The organism is Streptomyces sp. NPDC015130 (assembly GCF_043080005.1).
Classification (GTDB): Bacteria; Actinomycetota; Actinomycetes; order Streptomycetales; family Streptomycetaceae; genus Streptomyces.
In genome coordinates, this window is record NZ_JBIBVC010000009.1 from 41,316 (window position 1) to 65,692 (window position 24,377).

At 72.7% G+C, this 24,377-nt stretch carries 21 protein-coding genes and 1 pseudogene; 14 read left to right on the plus strand and 8 right to left on the minus strand.

Annotation, left to right across the window (positions count from 1 at the left end; genetic code table 11):
* Positions 1-28 precede the first annotated feature (28 nt).
* The 6 genes from ACF08F_RS20170 to ACF08F_RS20195 all read left to right on the plus strand — a co-directional run bounded on the left by ACF08F_RS20170 (position 29) and on the right by ACF08F_RS20195 (position 6,675).
* On the plus strand, positions 29-274 hold the full coding sequence (locus ACF08F_RS20170; protein WP_392299892.1) for a hypothetical protein: 246 nt from the start codon (positions 29-31) through the stop codon (positions 272-274).
* Between the two features lie 46 nt (positions 275-320).
* Positions 321-518 (plus strand): hypothetical protein, encoded by a 198-nt coding sequence (locus ACF08F_RS20175; protein WP_392299893.1) that lies wholly within the window; start codon positions 321-323, stop codon positions 516-518.
* A gap of 185 nt (positions 519-703) precedes the next feature.
* Positions 704-1,003 carry a Sec-independent protein translocase subunit TatA gene (tatA, locus tag ACF08F_RS20180; RefSeq protein ID WP_392299894.1) on the plus strand — a complete coding sequence of 100 codons (300 nt, stop codon included), beginning with the start codon at positions 704-706 and terminating at the stop codon, positions 1,001-1,003.
* 104 nt (positions 1,004-1,107) lie between these two features.
* Positions 1,108-2,016, plus strand: a complete 909-nt coding sequence (gene tatC, locus ACF08F_RS20185) for a twin-arginine translocase subunit TatC (protein WP_392300122.1) — start codon at positions 1,108-1,110, stop codon at positions 2,014-2,016.
* Positions 2,017-2,158: 142 nt separating this feature from the next.
* Positions 2,159-4,984, plus strand: a complete 2,826-nt coding sequence (locus tag ACF08F_RS20190; RefSeq protein ID WP_392299895.1) for a DEAD/DEAH box helicase — start codon at positions 2,159-2,161, stop codon at positions 4,982-4,984.
* Between the two features lie 296 nt (positions 4,985-5,280).
* On the plus strand, positions 5,281-6,675 hold the full coding sequence (locus ACF08F_RS20195) for a cytochrome P450 (RefSeq protein WP_392299896.1): 1,395 nt from the start codon (positions 5,281-5,283) through the stop codon (positions 6,673-6,675).
* Between the two features lie 79 nt (positions 6,676-6,754).
* Here the strand turns inward: ACF08F_RS20195 and ACF08F_RS20200 are convergent, their stop codons facing one another.
* From ACF08F_RS20200 to ACF08F_RS20210, 3 genes are all read right to left on the minus strand, one after another.
* Complete coding sequence (locus ACF08F_RS20200) at positions 6,755-7,531, minus strand: ricin-type beta-trefoil lectin domain protein (RefSeq protein WP_392299897.1); 777 nt, start codon at positions 7,529-7,531, stop codon at positions 6,755-6,757.
* A gap of 368 nt (positions 7,532-7,899) precedes the next feature.
* Positions 7,900-8,337, minus strand: a complete 438-nt coding sequence (locus ACF08F_RS20205; RefSeq protein WP_392299898.1) for an ABA4-like family protein — start codon at positions 8,335-8,337, stop codon at positions 7,900-7,902.
* Positions 8,334-9,326 (minus strand): hypothetical protein, encoded by a 993-nt coding sequence (locus tag ACF08F_RS20210; RefSeq protein WP_392299899.1) that lies wholly within the window; start codon positions 9,324-9,326, stop codon positions 8,334-8,336. Before ACF08F_RS20210 ends, ACF08F_RS20205 begins: the two co-directional genes overlap by 4 nt.
* 117 nt (positions 9,327-9,443) lie before the next feature.
* Here ACF08F_RS20210 and ACF08F_RS20215 point away from each other — a divergent pair, with 117 nt between their 5' ends.
* Entirely contained in the window at positions 9,444-10,085 is a 642-nt protein-coding gene (locus ACF08F_RS20215; RefSeq protein WP_392299900.1) for a MerR family transcriptional regulator, read from the plus strand.
* Positions 10,086-10,262: 177 nt separating this feature from the next.
* Here the strand turns inward: ACF08F_RS20215 and ACF08F_RS20220 are convergent, their stop codons facing one another.
* Together ACF08F_RS20220 and ACF08F_RS20225 are read right to left on the minus strand one after the other, a co-directional pair.
* On the minus strand, positions 10,263-11,099 hold the full coding sequence (locus tag ACF08F_RS20220) for a siderophore-interacting protein (RefSeq protein ID WP_392299901.1): 837 nt from the start codon (positions 11,097-11,099) through the stop codon (positions 10,263-10,265).
* An 82-nt stretch (positions 11,100-11,181) separates the two neighbouring features.
* A complete protein-coding gene (locus ACF08F_RS20225) occupies positions 11,182-12,087 on the minus strand; it encodes a 5'-3' exonuclease H3TH domain-containing protein (protein WP_392300123.1) in 906 nt (301 codons plus the stop codon).
* Between the two features lie 307 nt (positions 12,088-12,394).
* Here ACF08F_RS20225 and ACF08F_RS20230 point away from each other — a divergent pair, with 307 nt between their 5' ends.
* The 4 genes from ACF08F_RS20230 (at position 12,395) to ACF08F_RS20245 (ending at position 16,720) form a co-directional block, all read left to right on the plus strand.
* Positions 12,395-13,447 (plus strand): glycine betaine/L-proline ABC transporter ATP-binding protein, encoded by a 1,053-nt coding sequence (locus ACF08F_RS20230; protein ID WP_392299902.1) that lies wholly within the window; start codon positions 12,395-12,397, stop codon positions 13,445-13,447.
* Positions 13,440-15,251, plus strand: coding sequence for an ABC transporter permease/substrate binding protein (locus ACF08F_RS20235; protein ID WP_392299903.1), 1,812 nt, complete (start codon positions 13,440-13,442; stop codon positions 15,249-15,251). Before ACF08F_RS20230 ends, ACF08F_RS20235 begins: the two co-directional genes overlap by 8 nt.
* Positions 15,252-15,404: 153 nt before the next feature.
* Positions 15,405-15,956 carry a helix-turn-helix domain-containing protein gene (locus tag ACF08F_RS20240; protein ID WP_392299904.1) on the plus strand — a complete coding sequence of 184 codons (552 nt, stop codon included), beginning with the start codon at positions 15,405-15,407 and terminating at the stop codon, positions 15,954-15,956.
* The gene (locus tag ACF08F_RS20245) at positions 15,953-16,720 is read left to right on the plus strand and encodes a helical backbone metal receptor (RefSeq protein ID WP_392299905.1); all 768 of its coding nucleotides are present in this window, start codon (positions 15,953-15,955) and stop codon (positions 16,718-16,720) included. The genes ACF08F_RS20240 and ACF08F_RS20245 overlap by 4 nt, the downstream gene beginning before the upstream one ends.
* Here ACF08F_RS20245 and ACF08F_RS20250 read toward each other — a convergent pair.
* Positions 16,635-17,903 carry a TDT family transporter gene (locus ACF08F_RS20250; RefSeq protein ID WP_392299906.1) on the minus strand — a complete coding sequence of 423 codons (1,269 nt, stop codon included), beginning with the start codon at positions 17,901-17,903 and terminating at the stop codon, positions 16,635-16,637. The two genes, ACF08F_RS20245 and ACF08F_RS20250, sit on opposite strands and share 86 nt — an antisense overlap.
* Before the next feature lie 70 nt (positions 17,904-17,973).
* Between ACF08F_RS20250 and ACF08F_RS20255 the strand changes: the two genes are divergently transcribed.
* Complete coding sequence (locus ACF08F_RS20255) at positions 17,974-18,936, plus strand: LysR family transcriptional regulator (protein WP_392299907.1); 963 nt, start codon at positions 17,974-17,976, stop codon at positions 18,934-18,936.
* Between the two features lie 30 nt (positions 18,937-18,966).
* Here ACF08F_RS20255 and ACF08F_RS20260 read toward each other — a convergent pair whose 3' ends face one another.
* Positions 18,967-20,598 carry an amidohydrolase gene (locus ACF08F_RS20260; RefSeq protein ID WP_392299908.1) on the minus strand — a complete coding sequence of 544 codons (1,632 nt, stop codon included), beginning with the start codon at positions 20,596-20,598 and terminating at the stop codon, positions 18,967-18,969.
* Between the two features lie 427 nt (positions 20,599-21,025).
* Positions 21,026-21,646: pseudogene (locus ACF08F_RS20265) on the minus strand (TetR/AcrR family transcriptional regulator); the annotation flags it as partial.
* Between the two features lie 91 nt (positions 21,647-21,737).
* Between ACF08F_RS20265 and ACF08F_RS20270 the strand changes: the two are divergent.
* Together ACF08F_RS20270 and ACF08F_RS20275 are read left to right on the plus strand one after the other, a co-directional pair.
* On the plus strand, positions 21,738-23,195 hold the full coding sequence (locus ACF08F_RS20270; RefSeq protein WP_392299909.1) for a purine-cytosine permease family protein: 1,458 nt from the start codon (positions 21,738-21,740) through the stop codon (positions 23,193-23,195).
* Positions 23,192-24,295, plus strand: a complete 1,104-nt coding sequence (locus ACF08F_RS20275) for a C45 family autoproteolytic acyltransferase/hydolase (RefSeq protein ID WP_392299910.1) — start codon at positions 23,192-23,194, stop codon at positions 24,293-24,295. The genes ACF08F_RS20270 and ACF08F_RS20275 overlap by 4 nt, the downstream gene beginning before the upstream one ends.
* Positions 24,296-24,377 lie beyond the last annotated feature (82 nt).

A 24,377-nucleotide genomic window follows, 5' to 3' on the forward strand; every position in this document is an offset into this window, starting at 1 on the left:
CCCATGGGAATCGAGGGAGATGTCCGTCATGCCTGGTCTTGCCGCGACGATGGCCCCCGTCCTCTTCAAGGCCGCCTGCCCCGACTGCCGTGCCCGCTTCGAACTCTCCGCGAGCGCCCTGCGCCTGGCCATCGGCGCGAGCCGGCGCACGACCTTCTACTCCTTCACCTGCCCGGAGTGCGGCAGCTCCGTCCGCAAGCCCGCGGGCGAACGCATCGTCGAGCTCCTCACCGGCGGCGGCGTCCGGACCCTGCGCCTCCACACCACCGTCTGACCACCGCCCGAACGACCCGATCCCGCCCAAGGTCTAGGCTCTGACCATGTTCTGGCCCATGCTCGCCATCGCCCTCGGCTTCCTCGGCATCGCCGTCCTCGGTGTCCTCGGCATCAAGGTCTTCCTGGAGGTCCAGCGCCTCGGCCGTCAAGTGGCCCACACCACAGAGCGGATCACCCAGGCCGCCGAAGACCTGGAGAACTCCGCCCTCGGACTGGCCCGGACCGGCGAGACACTGCGCTGAGCCGGTGCCGTACGCTGCAGGAAGCGGCCTCGGTCCGGGCTCGTGGGACGCAATCGGGAGTATGCACGGGCATTGCCCCGCGTTTACTCCTGCGGGTTACGATCGCAGGCAGCGCGGTGGCCGGACGCATGTCCGACCCGCCGGGCACGCACTCCATGTCGCCTCGGTGAAGAAGGTAAACAGCTATGGGTAGGCTCGGCCCCACCGAGATCATTCTCATCCTCGTCGTCATCATTCTCCTGTTCGGCGCCAAGAAGCTCCCGGACATGGCCCGTTCGCTGGGCAAGTCGGCCCGCATCCTCAAGAGCGAGGCCAAGGCGATGAAGTCGGACGACCAGCAGAGCGCCCCCGCCCCCGCCGACCCGCCGCACGCCGGAACCGGAGCGCAGGACCAGCAGCCCGCGCCGCGCACGATCCAGGCCGCTCCCGGCGACGTGACCAGCTCGCGTCCCGTGACCGAGCCCTCGGACACCACCAAGCGCTGACCCGGTCCGCCGCGGCCGCCGCACCGTGCGGCGGCTGCCGCACGAGATGAGGACGTGGGTTGCCCAAGTCTGCCCGCAAGCAGGAGAAGGATCCCGAGGGCCGCATGCCCCTCGTGGAGCACCTGCGTGAACTCCGCAACCGACTGGCGAAGGGTCTCCTCGCCATCACAGCGGTGACGATCGTCGCCCTCGTGTACAGCGAGGAGCTCCTGGTGTTCCTGTCGCAATCGGTGCCCAAGTGTGCAGAGGGCGTCACCAGTGACGGCGGAAACTGCGCGAGGGTCACCTTCAACACACTGACGGCCCCCTTCAGCACGACGATCCAGGTCTCCCTGACCGCGGGTCTCGTCGTCGCGAGTCCGGTCTGGCTGTACCAGCTGTGGGCGTTCGTCGCGCCCGGACTGCACACGAAGGAGAAGAAGTACACGTACGCGTTCGTCGCCGCGGCCGTTCCGCTGTTCTCCGCCGGTGCCTACCTCGCGTACCTGATCCTTCCCATCAGCGTGAAGGTCCTGATCAGCCTCACCCCCAGTGGCGCCGAGAACCTCCTCTCGCTCGGTGACGTCCTCGACTTCACCCTGCGCATGGTGCTCGTCTTCGGCCTCGCCTTCGAGCTCCCGCTGGTCCTGGTGATGCTCAACCTCACCGGTATCCTCACCGGTCGCCGCATGGCCGGCTGGTGGCGCGGCGTGATCATGGGCGTCTTCGTCTTCGGCGCGATCATCACCCCGACCACCGACCCGGTCGGCATGATCGCCCTCGCGGGACCCATCACGATCCTGTACTTCGGAGCCGTCGGCTTCTCGCTCCTGAACGACCGCCGCCGCAACCGCAAGAACCCCGACGCCGCACTCGACGACGACGAGGCCTCCGTCCTCGACCTCACGCCCGAGGCAGTGGGCGCCGTCGAAGCCGTCCCCGCCGCACGGGCCCTGCCCGGACAGGCCACCGGACCGGGAGAGACCGGCGGAGCCGCCGCACACCGGCTCAACGGTTACGACGACATCACCTGACCCCGTAGAGGTCCCCTGATCACGCGAAGGTCCCCGGACTCGGTCCGGGGACCTTCGCATGTCCCGCGCCGGAGCCCCCGCGGGCATTGCCCCGATAAAGATCGCGTCACTGTCAGACGTGGCGGGTAGGCTCGACAACAAGATGACAGAGGACCTCACACCAGCCGAGGCGTACGCGGCCGCCCTTGCCCGAAACGCCGAGCAGGCCACCGCGCTGTTCCCCTTCCGCGAGCTCTACGACTTCGACCTGGACGACTTCCAGATCGAGGCGTGCAAGGCACTCGAAGCGGGCAAGGGCGTGCTCGTCGCCGCGCCCACGGGCTCCGGCAAGACCATCGTCGGCGAGTTCGCCGTCCACCTCGCCCTCGGCCAGGGCCGCAAGTGCTTCTACACGACACCCATCAAGGCGCTGTCGAACCAGAAGTTCGCCGACCTCGTCAAGCGGTACGGCGCCGACAAGGTCGGCCTGCTCACCGGCGACAACAGCGTCAACGGCGACGCACCGATCGTCGTCATGACCACCGAAGTCCTCCGCAACATGCTGTACGCGGGGTCACAGGCCCTCTCCGGCCTCGGCTACGTGGTCATGGACGAGGTGCACTACCTCTCCGACCGCTTCCGCGGCGCCGTCTGGGAGGAAGTGATCATCCACCTCCCCGAATCCGTCACGCTGGTCTCACTCTCCGCGACCGTGTCCAACGCCGAGGAGTTCGGCGACTGGCTCGACACCGTCCGCGGCGACACCGAGGTCATCGTCTCGGAGAGCCGTCCCGTACCCCTCTGGCAGCACGTCCTCGCCGGACGCCGGATGTACGACCTCTTCGAGGAGGAGACCGACCACGGCGGCCGGGGCTCCTCCCGCCGCGAGGTCAACCCCGACCTCGTCCGCCTGTCCCGCACCGAGAACTCGACGTACAACCCGCGTGACCGGCGCCGCGGCAAGATGATCCGCGAGGCCGACCGCGAGCGCGAGCGCCGCCAGCGCTCCCGCATCTGGACACCCGGCCGCCCCGAGGTCATCGAGCGCCTCGACGCCGAGGGCCTGCTCCCCGCCATCACCTTCATCTTCAGCCGCGCCGGCTGCGAGGCCGCGGTCCAGCAGTGCCTCCACGCCGGGCTCCGCCTCAACAACGAAGAGGGACGCCGACGCGTCCGCGAGATCGTCGAGGAGCGGACCGCCTCCATCCCCACCGAGGACCTCCACGTCCTCGGCTACTACGAGTGGCTCGAAGCACTGGAGCGGGGCATCGCCGCCCACCACGCCGGCATGCTCCCCACCTTCAAGGAGGTCGTCGAGGAGCTCTTCGTCCGCGGCCTCGTGAAGGCCGTCTTCGCCACCGAGACCCTCGCCCTCGGCATCAACATGCCCGCGCGCTCGGTCGTCCTGGAGAAGCTCGTCAAGTGGAACGGCGAGCAGCACGCCGACATCACCCCCGGCGAGTACACCCAGCTCACCGGCCGCGCCGGCCGCCGCGGCATCGACGTCGAGGGCCACGCCGTGGTCCTCTGGCAGCGCGGCTTCGACCCCGGCCACCTCGCCGGACTCGCCGGCACCCGCACCTACCCACTGCGCTCCAGCTTCCGCCCCTCGTACAACATGGCGGTCAACCTCGTCGACCAGTTCGGCCGGCACCGCTCCCGCGAGCTCCTGGAGACCTCCTTCGCACAGTTCCAGGCCGACCGCTCCGTCGTGGGCATCTCGCGCCAGGTACAGAAGAACGAAGAGGGCCTGGAGGGCTACCGCGAGGGCATGACCTGCCACCTCGGGAACTTCGAGGAGTACGCGCGGCTCCGCCGCGACCTCAAGGACCGCGAGACGGAACTGGCCCGGCAGGGCGCCGCCCAGCGGCGCGCCCAGGCCGCCGGCTCGCTGGAGAAGCTCAAGCCCGGCGACATCATCCACGTCCCCACCGGCAAGTTCGCGGGACTCGCCCTCGTCCTCGACCCCGGCATCCCCGCCGGGCGGACCAACGGGCACCGCGGCTTCGAGCACCACGACGGACCCCGGCCCCTCGTCCTCACCGCCGAGCGGCAGGTCAAGAGGCTCGCCTCCATCGACTTCCCGGTCCCCGTCGAGGCACTCGACCGCATGCGGATCCCCAAGTCCTTCAACCCGCGCTCGCCGCAGTCCCGCAGGGACCTGGCCTCCGCGCTGCGGTCGAAGGCCGGGCACGTCCACCCCGAGCGTCACCACAGACAGCGCTCGGCCGCCGCCGACGACCGCGAGATCGCCCGGCTGCGCACCGAGCTGCGCGCACATCCGTGCCACGGCTGCGACGAGCGCGAGGACCACGCCCGCTGGGCCGAGCGCTACCACCGCCTCCAGCGCGACACGCACCAGCTGGAGCGGCGCATCGAGGGGCGGACGAACACGATCGCCCGGACCTTCGACCGGATCGTCGCGCTCCTCACCGAGCTCGACTACCTGCGGGGCGACGAGGTCACCGACAACGGCAAACGGCTCGCCCGGCTCTACGGCGAGCTCGACCTGCTGGCGAGCGAATGCCTCCGGGACCGGGTCTGGGAGGGGCTCACCCCGGCCGAACTGGCCGCGTGCGTCTCGGCCCTCGTGTTCGAGTCGCGCCAGGCCGACGACGCCGTCGCGCCGAAGCTGCCCACGGGCAACGCCAAGGCGGCGCTCGGCGAGATGGTCAGGATCTGGGGACGTCTCGACGCCCTCGAAGAGGAATTCAAGATCAACCAGGCGGAGGGCGTCGGCCAGCGCGAGCCCGACCTCGGCTTCGCCTGGGCCGCCTACCAGTGGGCCTCCGAGAAGAGCCTCGACGAGGTCCTCCGCGAGGCGGACATGCCCGCCGGCGACTTCGTCCGCTGGTGCAAGCAGGTCATCGACGTCCTCGGACAGATCGCCGCGGCGGCGCCCAAGGAGAACAGCACGGTCTCCAAGAACGCCCGCAAGGCCGTCGACTCGCTGCTGCGGGGCGTCGTCGCCTACAGCTCGGTGGGCTGACGACACACGTTCCCTTCAGGCACGTTCCCTCGAGGCACGTTCCCTCGAGGCACGTTCCTCTCAGGCACGTTCCCTCAAGTCACGTTCCTCTCAGGCACGTGCCCTTAAGGCGCGTTCCTTTCAGGCACGTTCCTTTCAGGCCGGTACCCGTGGCGATCACGCCACGGGCACCGGCCGTTCCGTCCCCTGTGCGAGGGGTTGTCCACAGGGCGTTGTCCACAGGGGTGGCGCGCCGGTCAGCCCTTCCGCTTGCATGGACTCGTACACAGGGAAGGCCAGTTGGGGAGGGGACGCACATGACCACGCACGCCGGTCAGGACGCCGGGGCACGCGGCGACACGGCACAGCCGACACCACGGATCGCCGACGGCCCCCGAGGACTTCCCTTCCTCGGGAACCTGCCCGCCTTCGGCAAGGACCCCCTCGCCTTCTTCGAACAGCTGAGGGAGCGCGGTGACTTCGTCCGCTGGCGCTTCGGCCGCGGCCCCGCCCTCTTCATCGCCCACCCCGACACGGTCGGCGAACTCCTCACCGAGGTCGAGCGGACCTTCGACCAGCCCGACCTCGGCATCGCCTTCCGCACCCTCCTGGGGAACGGCGTCGTCGTCGCCAAGGGCGCCGACTGGCGCCGCAAGCGCTCCCTCGTCCAGCCCTCCGTCCGCCCCAAGCAGGTCCGGTCCTACGCGGCGACCATGACGGAGTGCGCCGTCGACCTCGCCGACCGGTGGAGCGACGGACAGCCCATCAACGTCAAGAAGGAGATGGCGGCCCTCACCCAACTCATCGCCGTCCGCACCATCTTCGGCGTCGACACGGCCGCCGACGCCGAAGCCATCGGTCGGGCCATGGACATCGCCCAGCAGGAGATCGGCGCCGAGTTCAGCGGCATCGGAGCGATCCTGCCCGACTGGGTCCCCACCCCCGGACGCGCCCGCATCAAGCGCGCCACCGCCGTCATCGACGCGGAGGTCTCCCGCGTCGTCGCCCGGCACCGAGACGGCGACACCGAGCGCCCCGACCTCCTCAGCCGGCTGCTCGCCGCCCGGGACGAGACCGGCGCCCGGCTCTCCGACCAGGAGATCCGCGACGAGACGGTCACCCTCTACATCGGGGGCCACGAGACGACCAGTTCGACACTCGTCTGGGCCTGGTACCTGCTCTCCCGCAACCCGAGGGTCCGTGAAGCCCTTGAGGAGGAGCTCGACCGGGTCCTCGCCGACCACGAACCCGGCTACGACGACTACGCCTCCCTTCCGTACACCCAGGCCGTCGTGAAGGAGACCCTCCGTCTCTACCCGACGATCTGGCTCATCACCGGCATCGCCAAGGAGGGCGCCACCCTCGGCGGCCGGCCCGTCCCCGTCGGCACCCGCGTCTGGTCCAGCCAGTGGGCCACCCAGCGCGACCCCCGCTGGTACGGCGACGCCGAGGCCTTCCGCCCCGAGCGGTGGCTCACCACCGAGGACGGCCGACCCGCCGAGGACATACCGGAGTACGCCTGGTTCCCGTTCGGCGGCGGCCCCCGCGTCTGCCTCGGCACCCGCTTCGCCCTCGTCGAGGCCGTCCTGGTGCTGGCCGTCCTCGCCCGCCGCTTCGAGCTGGAGCTCTACACCAGGGACATACGCCCGGTCCCGAGCCTCACCCTCCAGCCGGACCGCGAGGTCGTCGCCACCGTCCGCGCCCGGAACTGACGCCCCGGCGGCCCCGGGGCGAGGGCCCCGGGGTGCAGACTCCGGGGCGCAGGCCACCGGGCCGGGCGGCCGGGTCGTATCAGACGGGCAGGTGCCAGATCTGGTTCGAGGTGCCGTTGCAGTCCCAGATCTGCACGACGTTGCCGTTGGTGGTGTCGTAGGCGCGGACGTCCAGGCAGCGGCCGGACTTCGTGTTGACGATCGCGCCGTCGCTCCGGACCGACCACTGCTGGGCGATGTTGCCGTTGCAGGGGCCGGTGTGCACCTGGGTGCCGTTGTCGGTGCGGCCGTTCCAGACGTCCAGGCACACGCCGACGGCGCGGATGGTGCCGTCGGCGCCGACCTTCCACGTCTGGTTCACATTGCCGAGGCAGTCCCAGATCTGGGTGGGAGTCTTGTTGGCCATGCTGCCGCCGCGCACGTCCAGGCACTTGCCCGCGAGGCCGGTGACCTGCCCGACCGGACCGGCCGGGACGGGGGATCCGAACGAGACGCCGCCCCACCACCACGTGGCCGAGCCGAAGCAGGTCGCGAAGGCGGTGGTGTCGCCCCTGACCAACCCGCCCCACGCCTGCGAGAAGACGTAGGAATTGGTGGCGAAGTCCCAGGTCGCGCAGGTGCCGTTGACACTCCAGGTCTGCATCGGGTCGAGGCCGGTGCAGGTGGCGGAGTTGCCCGATTCGGTACAGCTCCCGACGCCGCCGGGGCCCGGGACGGTTCTCGCGGACTGCTGGGCGGCGATGGCGGGGCCGTCGGCGACGGGGGCGGGACGCTCGGCGGCGCCGGCGGCGGGCGCGGTGAGCACGGCGGCTGCCGCGAGCAGGGCGGTGGCTAAGAACGTGGCCGTACGGCGCATCGCAAGATCCTTACGGAGAGGGGAAATGGTCAACCCGCGTGCCGGACAGTCGTGGTGACGATGTGGCGGTTGGGCGGGCCAGGTGAGAGCTTCGGGCGCGAGATGAGCACGGTCAACATCGTCGGGTGGAGATCACGCCAGCGGTCTCCGCGCGAAAGAGGGGCAGGTGAGAGGCAGTTGGGCGGCAGGAGAACCAACCGGCCGAACCGCCCGGAACGTGCGGGGCCCGGCCACCCCCGTGTGGCGGGGGAGCCGGGCCGTAGGGCCTTCAGGATCGGTCGGCCGGGTGCGATGTCCGGCGGCAGGACCGGCAGTTGCGGCGCAGTGCCGAACGCGGCCGTTGCCCTCACCGTGTGGTGCGACGGTGCTCAAAGGGTGTCCGGAAAACCCTGCCTGCTCTTCCAGGACCGTGCCGCCAGGAAGAGCGGGAGGGCGATGGGGGAGAGCAGGATCGTCATGAGGAGGAGCGGGGCCATCAGGTAGGGGGAGAGGACGAGTCGGCGGGACTCGCGGTACATCCACTGGCCGAGGAGCAGGTCCCAGGCGAGGATCTGGGCCCAGATCGCGCCCGCGCCGTTCGGGAGCGCGGCCAGTTCACGGAAGGTGTCGATGTCGGGGCTGCTCACCGCCGTCCACAGCTCCGGCAGGACGGGGCCGGCGAAGACGGCCCAGACCGCGAGGAGCGGGAGGACGGTCAGCGGCGAGCCGGCGACACGTTCGGTGATCCGCCACCCCGGCGTGAGGATCATCAGCAGCCAGACGGGCGCCGCGAGGAGGAACGTCAGCTCGAAGAGGAAGGCGGTCATGCCGCGGCCTCCTCGGAGGGGGACGGGGGCGGGGCGGGGGACGGGGAGGGGGTGGGGGTGGGGGAGGGCCCCCGGAGGGAGAGGGCGGTCGCGGCGGCGGTCGCCAGGGCGATCGCCCCCGCCGCGGTGAGCGTCACCGCGTCCGGTGCGGACAGGGCCTGGCCGCGCAGGGCCTGCCAGGTCAGCAGGGCGAAGGTCGCCGCGTAGGCGCCGGAGGCCGTGAGGGTGAGGCGGAGCCTCACCCGGTCGTCGGCGAGCCGGGCGAAGCGCGGTGCGAGAGCGGCCAGGACGAGCAGGAGCAGCGGGAGCAGCTGGAGCGCGTGCATCCCGAAGAAGTGCGGCACGCGCAGGTCGCCGCCGGTGGTCGACCAGCCGGTCACCGGCATGGAGGGGCCGCCGTCCGGGACCCCGACGCTGTGGGCGCCGCTGATCGGGGGGTTGTCGACCGCTCGCTGTTCCGGTGTCGGCGGGACCATCAGGAAGCCGACGGCGGCGCCCGCGAGGGCGATCACTGAGGAGAGGCGGACGGCCCAGGCGGTGGCGCGGTCGAGGATCCGGGCGCGCAGCAGGAGTACCGCGACGACCAGGGCGCTCAGCCACAGGATGGCGATGCTGGCTCCCATGATCTGGAAGACGGCGTTGTCGAAGGGGGTCGCCTGGTTGAAGTGGCTCTGGGTGCCGCGGACCACCTGGAGGGTGATGAGCACCATCTCGACCGTCAAGGAGACGGCGACGACGGTTCCGGCCCACCAGCCGACGCGGTGGGCGCGGTGGGTCGTGGGGAGCAGGGAGATCATCCAGGCGAGCGAGAGCGTGTAGGCGACCAATGAGACCGAGAACTTCAACGGCTTGGCCCAGATCGGCGCGCCGACCAGGATCCGGTCGTCGACGGCCAGGCCGACGGCGGAGACGAGTGCGAGGGCGACCATCGAGCCGGCGAACCAGACCAGCGGTCGGTGCAGCCGGGCGAGTGGGCTGAGTGAGGACATACGAATCCCCCCGTGGGATTATGGATAGTGGCACTCGCCACTATCTGATAGCGCCACTATCTATGATGGAGGTGTCGGTCGGCAAGGCCGTCGAAAGACCGGAGAGGTGAACGCGCGGTGCGCATCGGAGAGTTGAGTCGCCGGACCGGGGTGTCCGTACCGACGATCAAGTTCTACGTACGGGAAGGGCTGCTGCCGGCCGGAGAGCTGACGAGCCCGAACCAGGCCTCGTACGGGGAGACGCACGTCCAGCGCCTCCGGCTGATCCGGGCACTCCTCGACGTGGGCGGCATGTCGGTTGCGGCGATCCGTGACGTGATCGTGGCGGTCGAGGACCCCGAGCGGTCGATGCACAAGGTGTTGGGCGTCACGGCGAACCGGCTGGTGCCTCGCTACGACCGTGAGCCGGACACCGTGATCGAGGAGGCGCGGAAGAGCGTCGCGGAGCTGGTCGCCGCGCGCGGCTGGCACGCCTATCCGGAGAACCCGGCGGGGGAGGCGCTGGCGGCGGCCCTCGCGGCGCTCGACGACGTCGGCCACGGCGGGTTCGCCGAGATCCTCGACGCCTACGCGGACGCGGCGGAGCAGGTGGCGCGGGCGGACATGGACTACGTGGCGCACCACGTGGCGCGCGAGGAGCTCGTCGAGAGCGCGGTGGTCGGCACGGTGCTCGGCGACGCGATCTTCGCGGCACTGCGGCGGCTGGCGCACGTGGACGCCTCGAACCGAGTCTTCGGCGGGCCTGACGACAGGGAATGACGTGAGGTCGTGAGGCGACGTGAGGTCGTGAGGTGACGTGACGTCGTGAGGTGACGTGACATGACGGTGTGCGGTGTGCGGTGTGCGGTGTGCGGTGTGCGGTGTCGAGGGGTGAGTGATGCCGTGAGGGGGGGGGTGGGGCCCTCGGCCCACCCCCCCTCACGCGTGCTCGGAGTGTCAGCTCTCCTGCTCGCGCTCCACCTGGTCGTTCCACTCGCGCTTGATCGCGCGCCACGCCTCGTCCGTCTTGCCCAGGCGCCAGTACCCCGAGATGGACAGCCGCTCGCGCGCCACTCCGCGCTCCATCCGCAGGTGCCGGCGGAGGTCCTTCACGAATCCCGCCTCGCCGTGGACGAAGGCGTGCACGTCGCCCGCGGGGAAGTCCAGCCCCCGCACGGCCTCCACGACGGCCTCGCCCGCCGGACGGTCGCCCCGGTGCAGCCAGGTGACGTCCACGCCCGCCGCCGTCGCGAACTTCTGCTCCTCCGCGGCGTCCGAGACCTCCACGAAGGCGTGCACCCGGGCCCCCGCGGGCAGCCGCTCCAGCGCCACCGCGATGGCCGGCAGCGCGCTCTCGTCGCCCGCGAGCAGGTGCCAGTCCGCCGCCGGGTCCGGCGTGTAGCCGCCGCCGGGGCCGAGGAAGCGCACGGTCTCGCCCGCCTGGGCCCGCGCCGCCCAGGGGCCCGCGAGGCCCTCGTCGCCGTGGACCACGAAGTCGACGGTCAGCTCGCGGTGGACCGGGTCCCAGGCCCGTACCGTGTACGTCCGCGTCGTCGGCCACTGCTCCCGGGGGAACTCCTCCCGGATCCGCTCCATGTCGAACGGCTCGGGGTAGGTGACGCCCTCCGGGGCGAACAGCAGCTTCACGTAGTGGTCGGTGTACTCGCCGGCCTCGAAGGAGTCGAGTCCGGGGCCGCCCAGGACGACCCGCACCATGTGCGGGGTGATCCGCTCGGTGCGCACCACGCGCGCTTCGGTGGCCTTCGGTGCCTTGCGGGCCGGCTGCTCTGCCACGAGGGGCTCTCCTGACTCGACGAACTTAGGTATGCCTAAGCTAGCATCCCCTGGTGCTGTCGCCCAGTGTGGATCAAGGCGATCAGCGGGCCAGGACCGGCAGCAGCCGGCCCACGGCCCCGCCCAGACCCCACCGCTTCACCAGCGCGTCCAGGGCCGCCGGGTCACGGGGTGCCGTCGGCAGGGCCGGGTCGAACTCCGGCAGTGGTACGTCCCCGGCGACCCGCACCACCGTCGGTGCCACGTCCAGGTACGCGGCCGCCTCCACGATGCCGCGCCGCTTCGCAGGCGTCAGCTTCGACGTCCGGTCCTCGGCCGCCGCCCGCACCCCCGCCAGGTCCCCGTACTCCGTGATCAGCTGCGCGGCCGTCTTCTCGCCGATGCCCTTCACCCCGGGCAGCCCGTCGCTCGCGTCCCCGCGCAGCGCCGCGAAGTCCGCGTACTGGTCGGGGCGCACGCCGTACTTCGTGCGGATCAGCTCGTCGTCCACCAGGTCGCAGTCGCCGACGCCCTTGCGCGGGTACAGCACGCGCACCCCGCGCGCGTCGTCGACGAGCTGGAACAGGTCCCGGTCGCCCGTGACGATGTCCACCGGTCCGGCGGCGCGGCCCGCCAGCGTCCCGATGACGTCGTCCGCCTCGTACCCCGCGGAGCCGACCCGGGCGATCCCGAGCGCCGCGAGGACGTCCTCGATCACGGGCACCTGCGGGGAGAGCGTGTCGGGGATCTCCTCCACGTCCGGGCCCGTCTCCGTCTCGACCACCACCCGGTGCGCCTTGTACGAGGGGATCAGGTCCACCCGCCACTGCGGCCGCCAGTCCTCGTCCCAGCAGGCCACCAGCTCGTCGGGGCGGTGGTCCTGGACGAGCCGGGTGATGAAGTCGAGGAGCCCGCGCACGGCGTTCACCGGAGTGCCGTCCGGCGCGCGGACCGAGTCCGGTACGCCGAAGTACGCGCGGAAGTAGAGGCTGGCGGTGTCGAGGAGCATCAGGCGTCGCGTCACCCCCCGATCATGCCGCACCCCACCGACACTCCCCTCCGAGCGACAGGCCCCCCGTGACCTCGCCCCTGGCGGGCCTGCCCCCGCCCCGGCTCTCCGCATGCACGTGACCCCCGTCACCTTTGCGTTTGCACCCTGTGAAGGAGGGCAGGCGCGAGCCCGGAGCGGAACCCGGTACGGGGATTCGGCACAGGAGAATCCCCGTACGCGACGGGCCGCGGGCCGATCCCGCCCGCTCCACGGCCCGGCCGCGCGGGGGTGGCGGGCCGTTCTCGTTGCTACCCGTGAGGTGTATGTGTCCAGGCTCCAGGCCGACCACCTGTACAAGGTGTTCGGCAGACGACCCGACGAGGCCGTCCGGCGGCTCGCCGACGGTGCCGACCGTGACGAACTGCGTGGCGAAGGGACGACGGCCGCCGTCGTCGACGCCGGCTTCGTCGTCGAACCCGGTCAGATCTTCGTCGTGATGGGCCTGTCCGGCTCCGGTAAGTCCACCCTCCTGCGCATGCTCAACGGTCTGCTCGAACCCACCGCGGGACGGGTCCTCTTCGACGGCCGCGACCTCACCGCGCTCTCCCCCCGCGAGCTGCGCGCCGTCCGCGCCACCAAGATCAGCATGGTCTTCCAGCACTTCGCGCTTTTCCCGCACCGGAACGTTCTCGAGAACGCCGCCTACGGCCTGGAGGTCCAGGGCGTCCCGCGCGCCGAGCGCGAGACCCGCGCCGCCGAGGCCCTCGAACTGTGCGGCCTCGCCGGCTGGGAGAAGTCCTGGCCCGACGAGCTCTCCGGCGGCATGCAGCAGCGCGTCGGCCTCGCCCGCGCCCTCGCCACCGACGCCGACCTGCTCCTCATGGACGAGTCCTTCAGCGCGCTCGACCCGCTCATCCGCCGCGACATGCAGGACCAGCTCCTCGTGCTCCAGCAGCGGCTGAAGAAGACCATCGTCTTCATCACCCACGACCTCAACGAGGCCATGCGCCTCGGCGACCGGATCGCCGTCATGCGCGACGGCCGGATCGTCCAGCTCGGCACCGCCGAGGACATCCTCGTCCGTCCCGCCGACGACTACGTCGCCTCCTTCATCCAGGACGTCGACCGCTCCCGCGTGCTGACCGCCTCCGCCGTCATGACCGACGGCGCCGTGCCGGCCGACTGCCCTGCGGACTGCGACTGCCGGGCCGTGGGACCCGACACCCTCGTCGCCGACCTGTGCGCCGTCGCCGCCCTGGCCCGGCACCCCGTGACCGTCCAGGACTCCGAAGGCTCCGTCCTCGGAGTCGTACCGACGGAACGTCTCCTCGCCGTCATGGGCGGGCTCGCGAGCGAGGAGGTGACCGCCCGTGCCTAGGCTCCCCCTCGGTGACTGGACCGACAGCTCCGTCGACTGGCTCCAGGCCCACCTCTCCTGGCTCTTCGACGCCGTCAGCACCGGCGTCACCGGCCTCTACGACGGCATCGACGCCGTCCTGTCCGCACCCCAGCCGCTGCTCTTCGCCGGCATCCTCGCCGTCGTCGCCTGGTGGCTGCGCGGCCTCGCCGCCGGCGTCCTCGCCTTCGCGGGCTTCGCGCTCGTCGACTCGGTGCAGCTGTGGGACGAGGCCATGGCCACGCTCTCCCTCGTCCTCGTCGCCACCCTCGTCACCCTGGCGATCGCCGTACCGCTCGGCATCTGGGCGGCCCGCTCCCAGACGGTCAGCGCCATCCTGAGGCCCGTCCTCGACTTCATGCAGACCATGCCGGCGATGGTCTACCTCATCCCCGGCATCATCTTCTTCGGCGTCGGTGTCGTCCCCGGCATCATCGCCACCATCGTCTTCGCGCTGCCTCCGGGCGTCCGGATGACCGAGCTCGGCATCCGCCAGGTCGACGGCGAACTCGTCGAGGCCGCCCAGGCCTTCGGCACCACCCCGCGCGACACCCTCCTGCGCGTGCAGCTCCCGCTCGCCCTGCCGACGATCATGGCCGGCGTCAACCAGGTCATCATGCTCGGCCTCTCCATGGTCGTCATCGCCGGCATGGTCGGCGGCGGCGGCCTCGGCGGCGCGGTCTACCGCGCCATCGGCAACGTCGACATCGGCCTCGGCTTCGAGGCCGGCGTCTCCATCGTCGTCCTCGCCATGTACCTGGACCGGATGACCGGGGCCCTCGGCCGCCAGGTCTCCCCGCTCGGCCGCCGCGCCGCCGCCAAGGCCCGCGCCGCGCTGAGCGCCAAGCGCCCCGGCGCGAAGCTGTGGGCCCACCGCCCGCAGCCCGTGACCGCCCTCGTCGGCGTCGTCGTCCTCGCCCTCGTCGCCGGCGGTACGGGCTTCCTCGGCGGCTCCGGAGCGAGCCCCGCCAGCGCCTCGGGCCCGGGCGGCGGCCACGGCAAGAAGATCAGCATCGGCTACATCCCCTGGGACGAGGGCATCGCCTCCACGTACCTCTGGAAGGAGCTCCTGGAGCGGCGCGGCTACGAGGTCGACACCAAGCAGCTGGAGGCCGGCGCCCTCTACACCGGCCTCGCCGGCGGGCAGCTCGACTTCCAGACCGACGCCTGGCTCCCCGTCACGCACCAGCAGTACTGGGACAAGTACAGGAACAAGCTGGAGGACCTCGGCTCCTGGTACGGCCCCACCTCCCTGGAGCTCTCCGTCCCCTCGTACGTGAAGGGCGTCGACTCGCTCGCCGACCTCAAGGGCAGGGCCGGACAGTTCAAGGGCCGCATCGTCGGCATCGAGCCCAGCGCCGGAATGATGGGCATCCTCAAGGACAAGGTCCTCAAGGAGTACGGCCTGGAGGGCGAGTACGAGGTCGTCGACGGCTCCACCCCCGGCATGCTGGCCGAGCTGAAGCGCGCGTACGAGCGCAAGGAGCCGGTCGTCGTCACCCTCTGGTCCCCGCACTGGGCCTACTCGGCCCACGACCTGAAGAAGCTCGCCGACCCCAAGGGCAGCTGGGGCAAGGGCGACGGCGTCCACACCCTCGCCCGCAAGGGCTTCTCCGCCGACAACCCCGAGGTCGGCGCCTGGCTGAAGGACTTCGAGCTCACCGAGAAGCAGCTCACGGACCTCGAAGCCGTCATCCAGGAGACCGGCAAGGGCAAGGAGCAGCAGGCCGTCCGCACCTGGCTGGACCGCAACCCCGGCCTCGCGGAGAAACTCGCTCCGCAGTAGGCCCGTCCGCTCACTGGCCGAAAAGGGGTGGTCGCCGAACGTGATCGGCGACCACCCCTTTTCGGCACGACGAGAAACCCCGCCCCAAAGCTGCGTAAGGTTCAGGTAACCGCCCGGTACGGATACGCGCGAGGCACGAGGGAGGGAGCCGACATGGACGAGAAGGAAGCGCCCCGCGTGGGCGCGGCCGTCAAGAGACGCAGGCGAGCGCTGCAGCTCACCCTGGCCGTCGTCGCCTCCCGCAGCGGCCTCTCCGTGCCCTTCCTCAGCCAGGTCGAGAACGAACGCGCCCGCCCCAGCCGCCGCTCCCTCGAACTCGTCGCCGAGGCCCTGGAGACCAGCGCCGGCGAGCTCCTCGCCGCCGCCGAGGCCTCCCGCACCGTCGACGTCGTCCGGGCCGACGAGCGGTCCGCCGCGCTGCCCGCCGGCGTCCGCGGGCTCGTCCGCGGCCGCCACCAGCTGCACGCCATGGAGTTCACCGGCGAGCAGGACGCGGGCCGCGAGTTCCAGCACCGGAACGACGAGTTGCTGTACGTCGCCGACGGCGCCGCCGAGGTCGAGGCCGAGGGCCGCGCCCACCGGCTGGGCCGCGGCGACACGCTCTACCTCTCCGGCGGCGTACGGCACCGCTGGCGCGCCACCGAGCCCGGCACCCGCCTTCTCGTCGTCGCCGTCGCCGACCACGTCGAGGTCGAGGAGGAATGAGGACCGCCGGCGCCGTGCCGCGGGTCGTCTCCCTCGTCCCCTCCCTGACGGAGGCCGTCGCCGTCTCCGCGCCGGGAGTCCTCGTCGGCGCGACGGAGTGGTGCACCCACCCCGCGGGCCTCGACGTCGCGCGGATCGGCGGCACCAAGAACCCCGACGTCGCCGCGATCACCGCGCTCGCGCCCGACCTCGTCCTCGCCAACGAGGAGGAGAACCGTGCCCCCGACCTCGCCGCCCTGAGGGCCGCCGGGCTCGACGTCCTCGTCACCGAGATCCGCACCCTCGACCAGGGCCTGAGCGAACTGACACGGGTCCTCGCCGCCTGCGGCGTCCCGCGCAGACCGCGCTGGCTCGTCGACGCCGAGGCCGCCTGGGACTCCGTGACGCCCCTGGAGCCCGGACCGGACGGCCGGCCGCCGACCGCCGTCGTGCCGATCTGGCGCCGCCCCTGGATGGTCCTCGGCAGCGACACCTTCGCGGGCGACCTGCTCGCCCGCCTCGGCGTGCGCAACGTCTACGAGGACCATCTCGACCGCTATCCGCGGATCCCGATCGACGAGCTCCGCGCCACCGCGCCCGACCTCGTCGTCCTGCCCGACGAGCCCTACCGCTTCACGGCGAACGACGGCCCCGAGGCCTTCCCCGGGACCGCCGCCGCCCTCGTCGACGGACGTCTGCTCACCTGGTACGGGCCGTCGCTGGCCGAGGCGCCCCGGGCGCTGTCGTGGGAGCTGACCCGGGCCCGGCGAGCAGCGCGCCGCTGAGCAGCCCGCGCACCGTGTGGAAACCGGCCACCAGCCAGGCCGCCACGAGCAACACGTACAGGCCGACGGCGAGCCACCGGAACGCGGCGAGACCGGTGTGCGCGGCGAGTCCCTCGGCACCGGTCACACAGGTCCCGACCGGGAAGGTGAACGCCCAGAACGTCATCGCGAAGCCCATGCCCCGCCGGCGCGCCCGCAGCACCATGGCCCCGGCGAGCGCCAGCCAGAGGAGCGCGAAGCCCGTCACGGGCACGCCGTAGAGGACGGCGAAGGCGGCGAAGCCGTGCGCGTACGGGGCGGGCAGCACGCCCGGGGCCACGTCGGCGAACTTGTTCGCGGCGGTCGTCGACTGGCCCAGCGGGCCCAGGACGAGGAGGAGCGTGGGGGTGAGCGCCAGGGGCAGCGGGCCGCCGGTCACGAGCCGGCCGAAGACCAGCGGCAGCATGACCAGGGTGGCCAGCAGGCTGAGCCCGAACATCGCGTAGCAGGCGACGAGCAGCGTCTGCTGGGCCTGCCCGGCGGGCAGGTGGGGTACGAGCAGCGGGCCGAGCGCGGCGGAGACCATGGGGGCGACGACCGGCAGCAGCCAGACCGGGGACGCGCTCTCGATCTTGTGGTGCACGACCATGAGGTACGGGACGGCCACGGCCGCCGCCAGGCCGATCACCGTGCCCGCGGTGAACAGGACGGTGTCGAGCGCCAGGGCGGCGGGGAGCCCGATCCAGTCCCGGCCCACGATCATCGCGCCGCCGCCGACGGCGAGCAGGGCCATCGAGAGACAGCCGTAGAACGGCGCCACGGCGGGGTCCATGAGGTGGACGCGGGCCTGGTCGCGGTGGTGGATCCAGTGCAGGGTCCGGGCGGCGAGGAGGACGAGCAGCATCGCGAGCGACAGGGCCCAGACCGCGGCGCAGACGGTACGGAGTCCGGGGACGTCCACCGGGAGGGCCGCGCCCGCGTTGGCGACGATGGCCGTCCCCATGACGGAGGCGTACCAGTTGGGTCCGAGGTGCCGGACGGAGCGGACGAGGCGGGCGGGGGAGACGGCCGGCGTGGTGGCCGCGGTGGTGACCGGGGACGCCGAGCGGGCCGGAGGTGCGGCCGGGGCGACGGTGTGCGCGCCGGGGGTGGTGGCGCGGGAGTGCGGACCGGAGGCCGTGCGGGGTGCTGCGAGGCTTGCCATGACCCCACCGTCGCGCCCTTTCACCACACCCACCAGGGATCTTGCGACTATGACGTCATAAGCTGGGTTTATGAGCAGTGAGATACCGGGGCGGCCCGGGCCGGCGGGCGACGAGCCGAGGCCGCACCTGTCCCACCGGGTCCCCGACCTCGGCGCGCTCGAACTGCTCCTCGCCGTCGCCCGGCACGGCAGCCTCGGCGCGGCCGCCCGCGAGGTCGGGATCACCCAGCCCGCCGCGAGCAGCCGGATCCGCTCGATGGAGCGCCAGCTCGGCGTGGCTCTCGTCGACCGCTCGCCGCGCGGCTCGCGGCTCACCGACGCGGGCGCGCTCGTGACGGACTGGGCGCGGCGGATCGTCGAGGCCGCGGAGGCCTTCGACGCGGGCGCCCAGGCGCTGCGCGGGCGGCGCGACTCGCGGCTGCGGGTGGCCGCGTCCATGACCATCGCCGAGTACCTGATGCCGGGCTGGCTGATCGCGCTGCGAGCCGAGCGCCCCGACACGGCCGTGTCGCTCCAGGCCGGGAACTCCGCGACGGTCGCGCAGCAGCTCCTCGCGGGCGACGCGGACGTCGGCTTCGTCGAGGGGCTCGCCGTGCCGGACGGGCTCGACGGGGCGGTCGTCGCGCACGACCGGCTCGCGCTCGTCGCCGCGCCCTCGCACCCCTGGGCCCGGCGGCGCGGCTCCCTGGACCCGGCGGAACTGGCCGCGACCCCGCTGATCCTGCGGGAGCGCGGCTCGGGGACCCGGCAGGTCCTGGACGCGGCCCTCGCAGGGCACGGCGGTCTCGCCGAGCCTCTCCTCGAACTCGCCTCCACGACGGCCGTGAAGGCCGCGGCCGTCAGCGGGGCGGGCCCGGCGGTCCTCAGCGAACTCGCCATCTCGGAGGAGCTGGCCTCCCGCCGCCTGGTCGCGATCCCCGTCGAGGGTGTCCTGCTCCGCCGCGACCTCCGCGCGGTCTGGCCCGCGGGCCACCGCCCGACGGGCCCGGCCCGGGACCTGCTGTCACTGACCCGCGCCCGCCCGACGGGCTGAGGACGGGCCGGGGGTTCGGCCGGGGGGTCCTCAGACTCCCGTGGCGCGGTGGGTGATCCGGCCGTCCAGGACCGTGAGGAGGACCGGCAGGTCCGGGAGCTCGGTCGCCGACGTCGTGACCGGGCTGTCCGCGAAGACCGTGAGGTCGGCGCGGTGGCCGAGCGCGAGCAGGCCCGCCTCGTGCTCCTCGCCCGCCGCGTACGCCGGTCCCGTCGTCATGCCCCGCAGCGCCTCCAGCCCCGTCAGGGCCTGCTCGGGCCCGTGCGGCGCCTGGCCGAGGTCACGGCTCGGACGCCGGTGCCGGGCCCCGGCCAGCACGCCGAGCGGCGGGAACGGCGCGATGGGCCAGTCGGAGCCGAGGACGACGGTCGCCCCGGAGTCCAGCAGGTCACGGCAGCGCCACGCCCGCGAGGCCCGCTCCTCGCCGAGACGGCGGGACCAGTTGTCGGTGTGGTCGGCGCGGGTGAAGTCGCAGCAGTGCGTGGGCTGCATGGAGGCGACGACGCCGAGCTCTGCGAACCGGCGGAGCGTGTCGTCCGGCACCGTCTCGATGTGCTCCACCCGGTGGCGTACCCGGACCGCGCCGGAGGCCTGGGCCTTCTCGACGGAGTCGAGGGCGTGGCGTACGGCCGCGTCCCCGATCGCGTGCGTCGCCGTGGCCACTCCCGCCCGGTGCAGTTCCCCGACGATCTCCGTGTACGCGGCGGGTTCCGGCCAGAACGCGGCCGTCGACTCGCCGTTGCGGTCGGGCCGCTCCAGCCACGCGGTGCCGTTGTCGATGGTCCCGTCCATGAAGAGCTTCACGCCCGTCACCGACCACAGCGCGCCGCCCGTGCCCTGCTGCTCGATCAGGGCGCGCACGCCGTCCGCGTCGGTGCCGGGCTGGCACCAGGGCGCGACGCGCAGTCGCAGCGGCAGCTCACCGGCGGCGTCGAGCTCCCGGTACAGCGCGAGGCTGTCCCCGTTCGCGTCCATGACGTGGCCGCCGGTCAGACCGGCCGCCGCCATGGACCGCAGGGCGGTCGCGAGCCCCTCCCGGCGCTCCTCGCGGGTCGGCTGCGGGGCGACCCGCTCGACCAGCGCGCAGGCGGCGTCCTCCTGGAGCAGTCCGGTCGGGCGCCCGTCGGCGTCGCAGACGACCTCGGCGGAGGCCTGCGCGAAGGTCCGCGGCCCGTCGACCCCGGCGAGTTCGAGCGCCCGGCGGCTGGCCAGCGCCGAGTGGGCGTCGAAGAGCAGCAGGAAGGCCGGCACCCCGTCGAGCACGGAGTCGAAGGGGGCGATCCCGACGGGCCGGTCGCCGAAGACGTTCGGGTCGAGCCCCCAGGCGAACAGCCACTCCCCGCGGCCGAGGCGCCGGACCTCGCGGGCGAGCGCCTCCCGTACGTCGTCGAGGCCGGCGCAGTGCGACAGGTCCAGGCCGCCGGTCAGCTCGGCGCCGGTGACCGGGTGGACGTGACCGTCCACGAGACCGGGGGTGACGACGGCGCCCTTGAGGTCGACGACGGTGGTGCCGGGACCGGCGAGGCCGCGGATCTCGCGGTCGTCGCCCAGAGCGGAGATCCGGCCGTCGCCGGAGACGGCCAGCGCGGTCTGCGGCAGGAAGTCCCCGCTTGCGGGGTCGAGCAGCCGGGCGGAGAGCAGGACGAGTCGGGTGGTGCTCACGGGGGCTCCAGGGGGGAGGGGGAGGCGGTACGTGGCGATCGGTAGCGGGGTACGGGTGCTGGGTGCGGGGCCGGGGGAGGCGCTGGGACCGGTGGGGGCGGCGGGGTGAAGGCCGTCAGCGGGGAGAGGCCGGGTCGGCAGGCCCGGGGGACTCCCCGGAGGAGCCGGAGCCGCCGGACCCACCGGAGCCGCCGGACCCACCGGACTCGCCGGACTCGCCGGACCCACCGGACCCAACGGACCCACCGGCGTCACCGGACTCCCCGGACCCACCCGACCCACCGGCGTCACCGGACTCGCCGGACCCACCCGACCCACCGGGCTCCTCGCCGGACGCGCGCTCGTCGCCCGTCTCGGCAGGCTCACCCGGCCCGGTCGGCCCGGTCGGCCCGGTCGCTTCCGTCGGTTCCGGGAGCGGTGTCACCTCGGTCAAGGTGCCGTACGGCAGGCCGAGTTCGCGCTCCGCCGTCGTGACGGCCATCCGGGTCACGGCCGCCGGCCGGTCGCTCCTGTCGGTGTTCGCGTGGGCGCCCAGACCGTCGAGCACCACCAGGATCTGGATGGCCGCCGCCCGCGGGTCGTCCGTGCGGAACTCGCCCCGCTCCACGCCCTCGCGGATGAGCCCCGAGAGGCGGTCGTCGGAGGCGAGCTCTTGGACGGCGACCCGGTCGCGCAGGACGGGACGGTAGCGGCTGAGGTGCCGGGCGTTGATCCAGAGGCGGCTGATGTCGTCGTAGGCGTCACCGGCCGAGAGCGCGAAGTACCGCGCGAGGTACTGCGTGGGTGTCCCGTGCGCCCGGTCCGCGGGCAGCAGCGCGTCGAGCTCGCCGGTGGAGGCGACGCTGAACGCCTCGGCCACCAGGTCCTCCGCCGAGGGGAAGTAGTGGCTGATCAGACCCGGCCGGACGGCGAGCTCGTCGGCGATCCGCCGCAGGGTGACGCACTCGAGGCCCTCGGTCAGGGCGACGCGGGCCGCGGTCTCCACGATCTCCGCCCGTCGGGCTTCCGGGGATTTCCGAATTCGCTTGCGCTGGACGCTTGACGACATACCCGGGATGCTATTGAGTGTGCGACCAATAAGCAACCAGGTGGGCACCGAACGGTCGCCTGGAGGGCATCACCCGCACTCGGAGGGCCGCATGGCTGCCACGATTCCCGACCCGATCCCGCGCTCCCAGGAGGCCGAGGCCACTCCTCCGGCGGCCGCCGACAGGCCCGGCCGCATCGAGGCGCACGGCATCGACCACATCCCCGACGGCGAGCGCCACGGACACCCCCGCGAGCTCTTCTCCGTGTGGGCGGCGGCCAACGTGAACTACCTCAGCCTCGTCATCGGCGGTGCCCTCGTCCTCATGGGCCTGACCCTCTGGCAGGCCGTCGCCGTGATCGTCGTCGGCAACCTCTTCTGGCTGCTCACCGGCCTGCTCGCCACCTCGGGACCCGCCGCGGGTGCGCCCAGCGAGGTGATCACCCGGGCCGTCTACGGCGTCCTGGGCAACCGCGTGAACAACGCCGTCGGCGGCTGGCTCGTCTCCGTCTGCTACTTCGCCCTCAACCTCGCCGCCGCGGCGACCGCCGCCTTCGCCCTCGTCGAGAAGGCCGGCATCACGGCGAACACCCCCGTCAAGGTGGCGGTGATCGTGGTCATCGCCGCGCTCACCCTGGTCATCAGCGTCTACGGGCACGCCCTGATCATCAAGCTGTACCTGCCGATCACCCTCGCCCTGGTCGCGGCCTTCGGCGTCGTCGCGCTCGCCGTCCTGCGGCACGCCGACTTCTCGTACGCCCCCGCAGAGCGGCTCGGCGGCGCCCCCCTCTGGACCCTGCTCGTCGCGGGGACGACGATGATCGCCTCGGGGCCGCTCTCGTACACCACGAGCGCCGACTTCTCCCGCTATCTGCCCCGCACGGCCTCGAAGAAGGCGGTCGTCGTCTGGACGGCGCTCGGCGCCTTCCTGCCCAGCGTCGCCGTCTGTTCGCTGGGCGCGTTCGCCGCGACCGTCGTCGACATGAGCGACCCGCAGAACGCGCTCCAGACGATCCTGCCCGGCTGGTTCACCCCCGTCTTCCTGCTCGCTCTGGTCCTCGGCACGATCTCCATCAACGCCCTGACCGCCTACAGCGCCGGCCTCGCCCTCCAGGCCGTCGGCCTCCGCATCCGCCGGACCGTCAGCGTCCTCTTCGACGGCGCCGCGGCGGTGGCCCTGACCCTCTACGGGCTGCTCGTCTCGAACTTCCTCGACACCGTCAGCAACGTGCTCCAGGTGATCGTGGTCCTGAGCGGTCCCCTGATGGCCGTCTACGCCACCGACATCGTGCTCCGCCGCTGCCGCTACGACGGCCCCGCGCTCTCGGACGAGACCCCCGGCGGCCCCTTCTGGTACACCCGGGGCGTCAACCTCCCGGGCGCCCTCGCCCTCGTGACGGGCGTGGCCTCGGCCGCCCTCTGCGTCAACACCCTCTACACGGGCCCCGTCGCCGGAGCCATGGGCGGCCTCGACCTCTCCCTGCCGGTCGGCATGACGGTCGCCGCGGGCCTCTACGCCCTCCTGATGCGGAACGACTCCGCCGTGCTCGCCGCCCGGGCCTCCGCGTGACCGGCCGTACGGTCCTCCGGATCGGCGGGGACTCGCCGAGGCGCCGGGGCGAGGACCGGGGCCGGCAGGCCCGCGACGGCATCGCACGGGCCTGGAAGGTGTACGAGGAACTCTTCGCGACCGTCGCGGCGGGCAGCGGCCGGACGCTCGACGTGCCCGCCCTCGCCCTCCGTACCGTCGACGCGACCCGGGCCTGGGCGCCCGAACTGGTCGAGGAGATGGAAGGGGTCGCCGAAGGCTCCGGGCTGCCGTGCACGACGATCGCCGCGCTCAACGCGCGCACCGAGATCCTCGCCGAGGCCGGCGCGCCGAGGACGGGGGAGTGCTCCACCCTCGTCCGTACCGGCGGGGCCGGGACCACCGCCGGCGGCCAGTGCTGGGACTGGCACGAGGAGTTGGCCGACGCCTGGCACCTCCAGACCGTCACCGGCGACACCCGGGGCTTCGCGGGGATCACCGAGCACGGCGTCCTCGGGAAGATCGGCGTGAACGACGCCGGTGTGGGCGTGCTCTTCAACATCCTCGGCCACGCGGGCGACGCCGCCGGCGGTGTCCCCGTCCATCTCGTGGCCCGCCGGGTGCTCGGCTCGGCCGGCTCGTTCGCGGAGGCGCTCGACCTCCTCACGGCCGCCCCGGTCTCGGCGTCCACCGTCGTCACGGTGGTGACGGCGGACCGTGCCGCCTCCGTCGAACTCGCCCCCGGCGGCTCGGCGGTCGTCACCCCGGACGACCGGGGCTGGCTGGTCCGCACCAACCACTTCCTCGATCCGGCCCTCGCGGCCGGGGAGCTGCGCGGGCGCCGGGAGGCGGAGACGTACGACCGCCACCGCCTGCTCTCCGCGCGCGTCCGCGAGGCGGAACCCGGCCCGCTCGGCCCCGACGCGCTCGTGCGCCTGCTCGCCGCCCACCGGGACGACGGCGCCGAGGTCTGCTGCCACGCCCCCGCCGAGGGGACCCTGGGCGGCCGGTGGGCGACCCTGGCCACGGTCGCGGTCGACCCGGCGCAGCGACGCCTGCTGGTCCACGACGGCGGCCCCTGCACGGCGGGCCCGACGACCTGGACCGACCTCACGGCGCCCCCGCCCGCACCCGTGCACTGAGGCCGAGGGCCCGGCTCGCGGCGGGAGAGCCTTCTCCCGCATCCGCGCACTGAGGCCGGGAGCCAGGCCTACGGCGTCGACG

Excerpts from the sequence above, each read along its gene's own strand:
- ACF08F_RS20170 (WP_392299892.1), top strand. The coding sequence starts at position 29 with ATGCCTGGTCTTGCCGCGACGATGGCCCCCGTCCTCTTCAAGGCCGCC.
- ACF08F_RS20175 (WP_392299893.1), top strand. The coding sequence starts at position 321 with ATGTTCTGGCCCATGCTCGCCATCGCCCTCGGCTTCCTCGGCATCGCC.
- tatA (WP_392299894.1), top strand. The coding sequence starts at position 704 with ATGGGTAGGCTCGGCCCCACCGAGATCATTCTCATCCTCGTCGTCATC.
- tatC (WP_392300122.1), top strand. The coding sequence starts at position 1,108 with ATGCCCCTCGTGGAGCACCTGCGTGAACTCCGCAACCGACTGGCGAAG.
- ACF08F_RS20190 (WP_392299895.1), top strand. The coding sequence starts at position 2,159 with ATGACAGAGGACCTCACACCAGCCGAGGCGTACGCGGCCGCCCTTGCC.
- ACF08F_RS20195 (WP_392299896.1), top strand. The coding sequence starts at position 5,281 with ATGACCACGCACGCCGGTCAGGACGCCGGGGCACGCGGCGACACGGCA.
- ACF08F_RS20200 (WP_392299897.1), bottom strand. The coding sequence starts at position 7,531 with ATGCGCCGTACGGCCACGTTCTTAGCCACCGCCCTGCTCGCGGCAGCC.
- ACF08F_RS20205 (WP_392299898.1), bottom strand. The coding sequence starts at position 8,337 with ATGACCGCCTTCCTCTTCGAGCTGACGTTCCTCCTCGCGGCGCCCGTC.
- ACF08F_RS20210 (WP_392299899.1), bottom strand. The coding sequence starts at position 9,326 with ATGTCCTCACTCAGCCCACTCGCCCGGCTGCACCGACCGCTGGTCTGG.
- ACF08F_RS20225 (WP_392300123.1), bottom strand. The coding sequence starts at position 12,087 with ATGCTCCTCGACACCGCCAGCCTCTACTTCCGCGCGTACTTCGGCGTA.
- ACF08F_RS20240 (WP_392299904.1), top strand. The coding sequence starts at position 15,405 with ATGGACGAGAAGGAAGCGCCCCGCGTGGGCGCGGCCGTCAAGAGACGC.
- ACF08F_RS20245 (WP_392299905.1), top strand. The coding sequence starts at position 15,953 with ATGAGGACCGCCGGCGCCGTGCCGCGGGTCGTCTCCCTCGTCCCCTCC.
- ACF08F_RS20250 (WP_392299906.1), bottom strand. The coding sequence starts at position 17,903 with ATGGCAAGCCTCGCAGCACCCCGCACGGCCTCCGGTCCGCACTCCCGC.
- ACF08F_RS20255 (WP_392299907.1), top strand. The coding sequence starts at position 17,974 with ATGAGCAGTGAGATACCGGGGCGGCCCGGGCCGGCGGGCGACGAGCCG.
- ACF08F_RS20270 (WP_392299909.1), top strand. The coding sequence starts at position 21,738 with ATGGCTGCCACGATTCCCGACCCGATCCCGCGCTCCCAGGAGGCCGAG.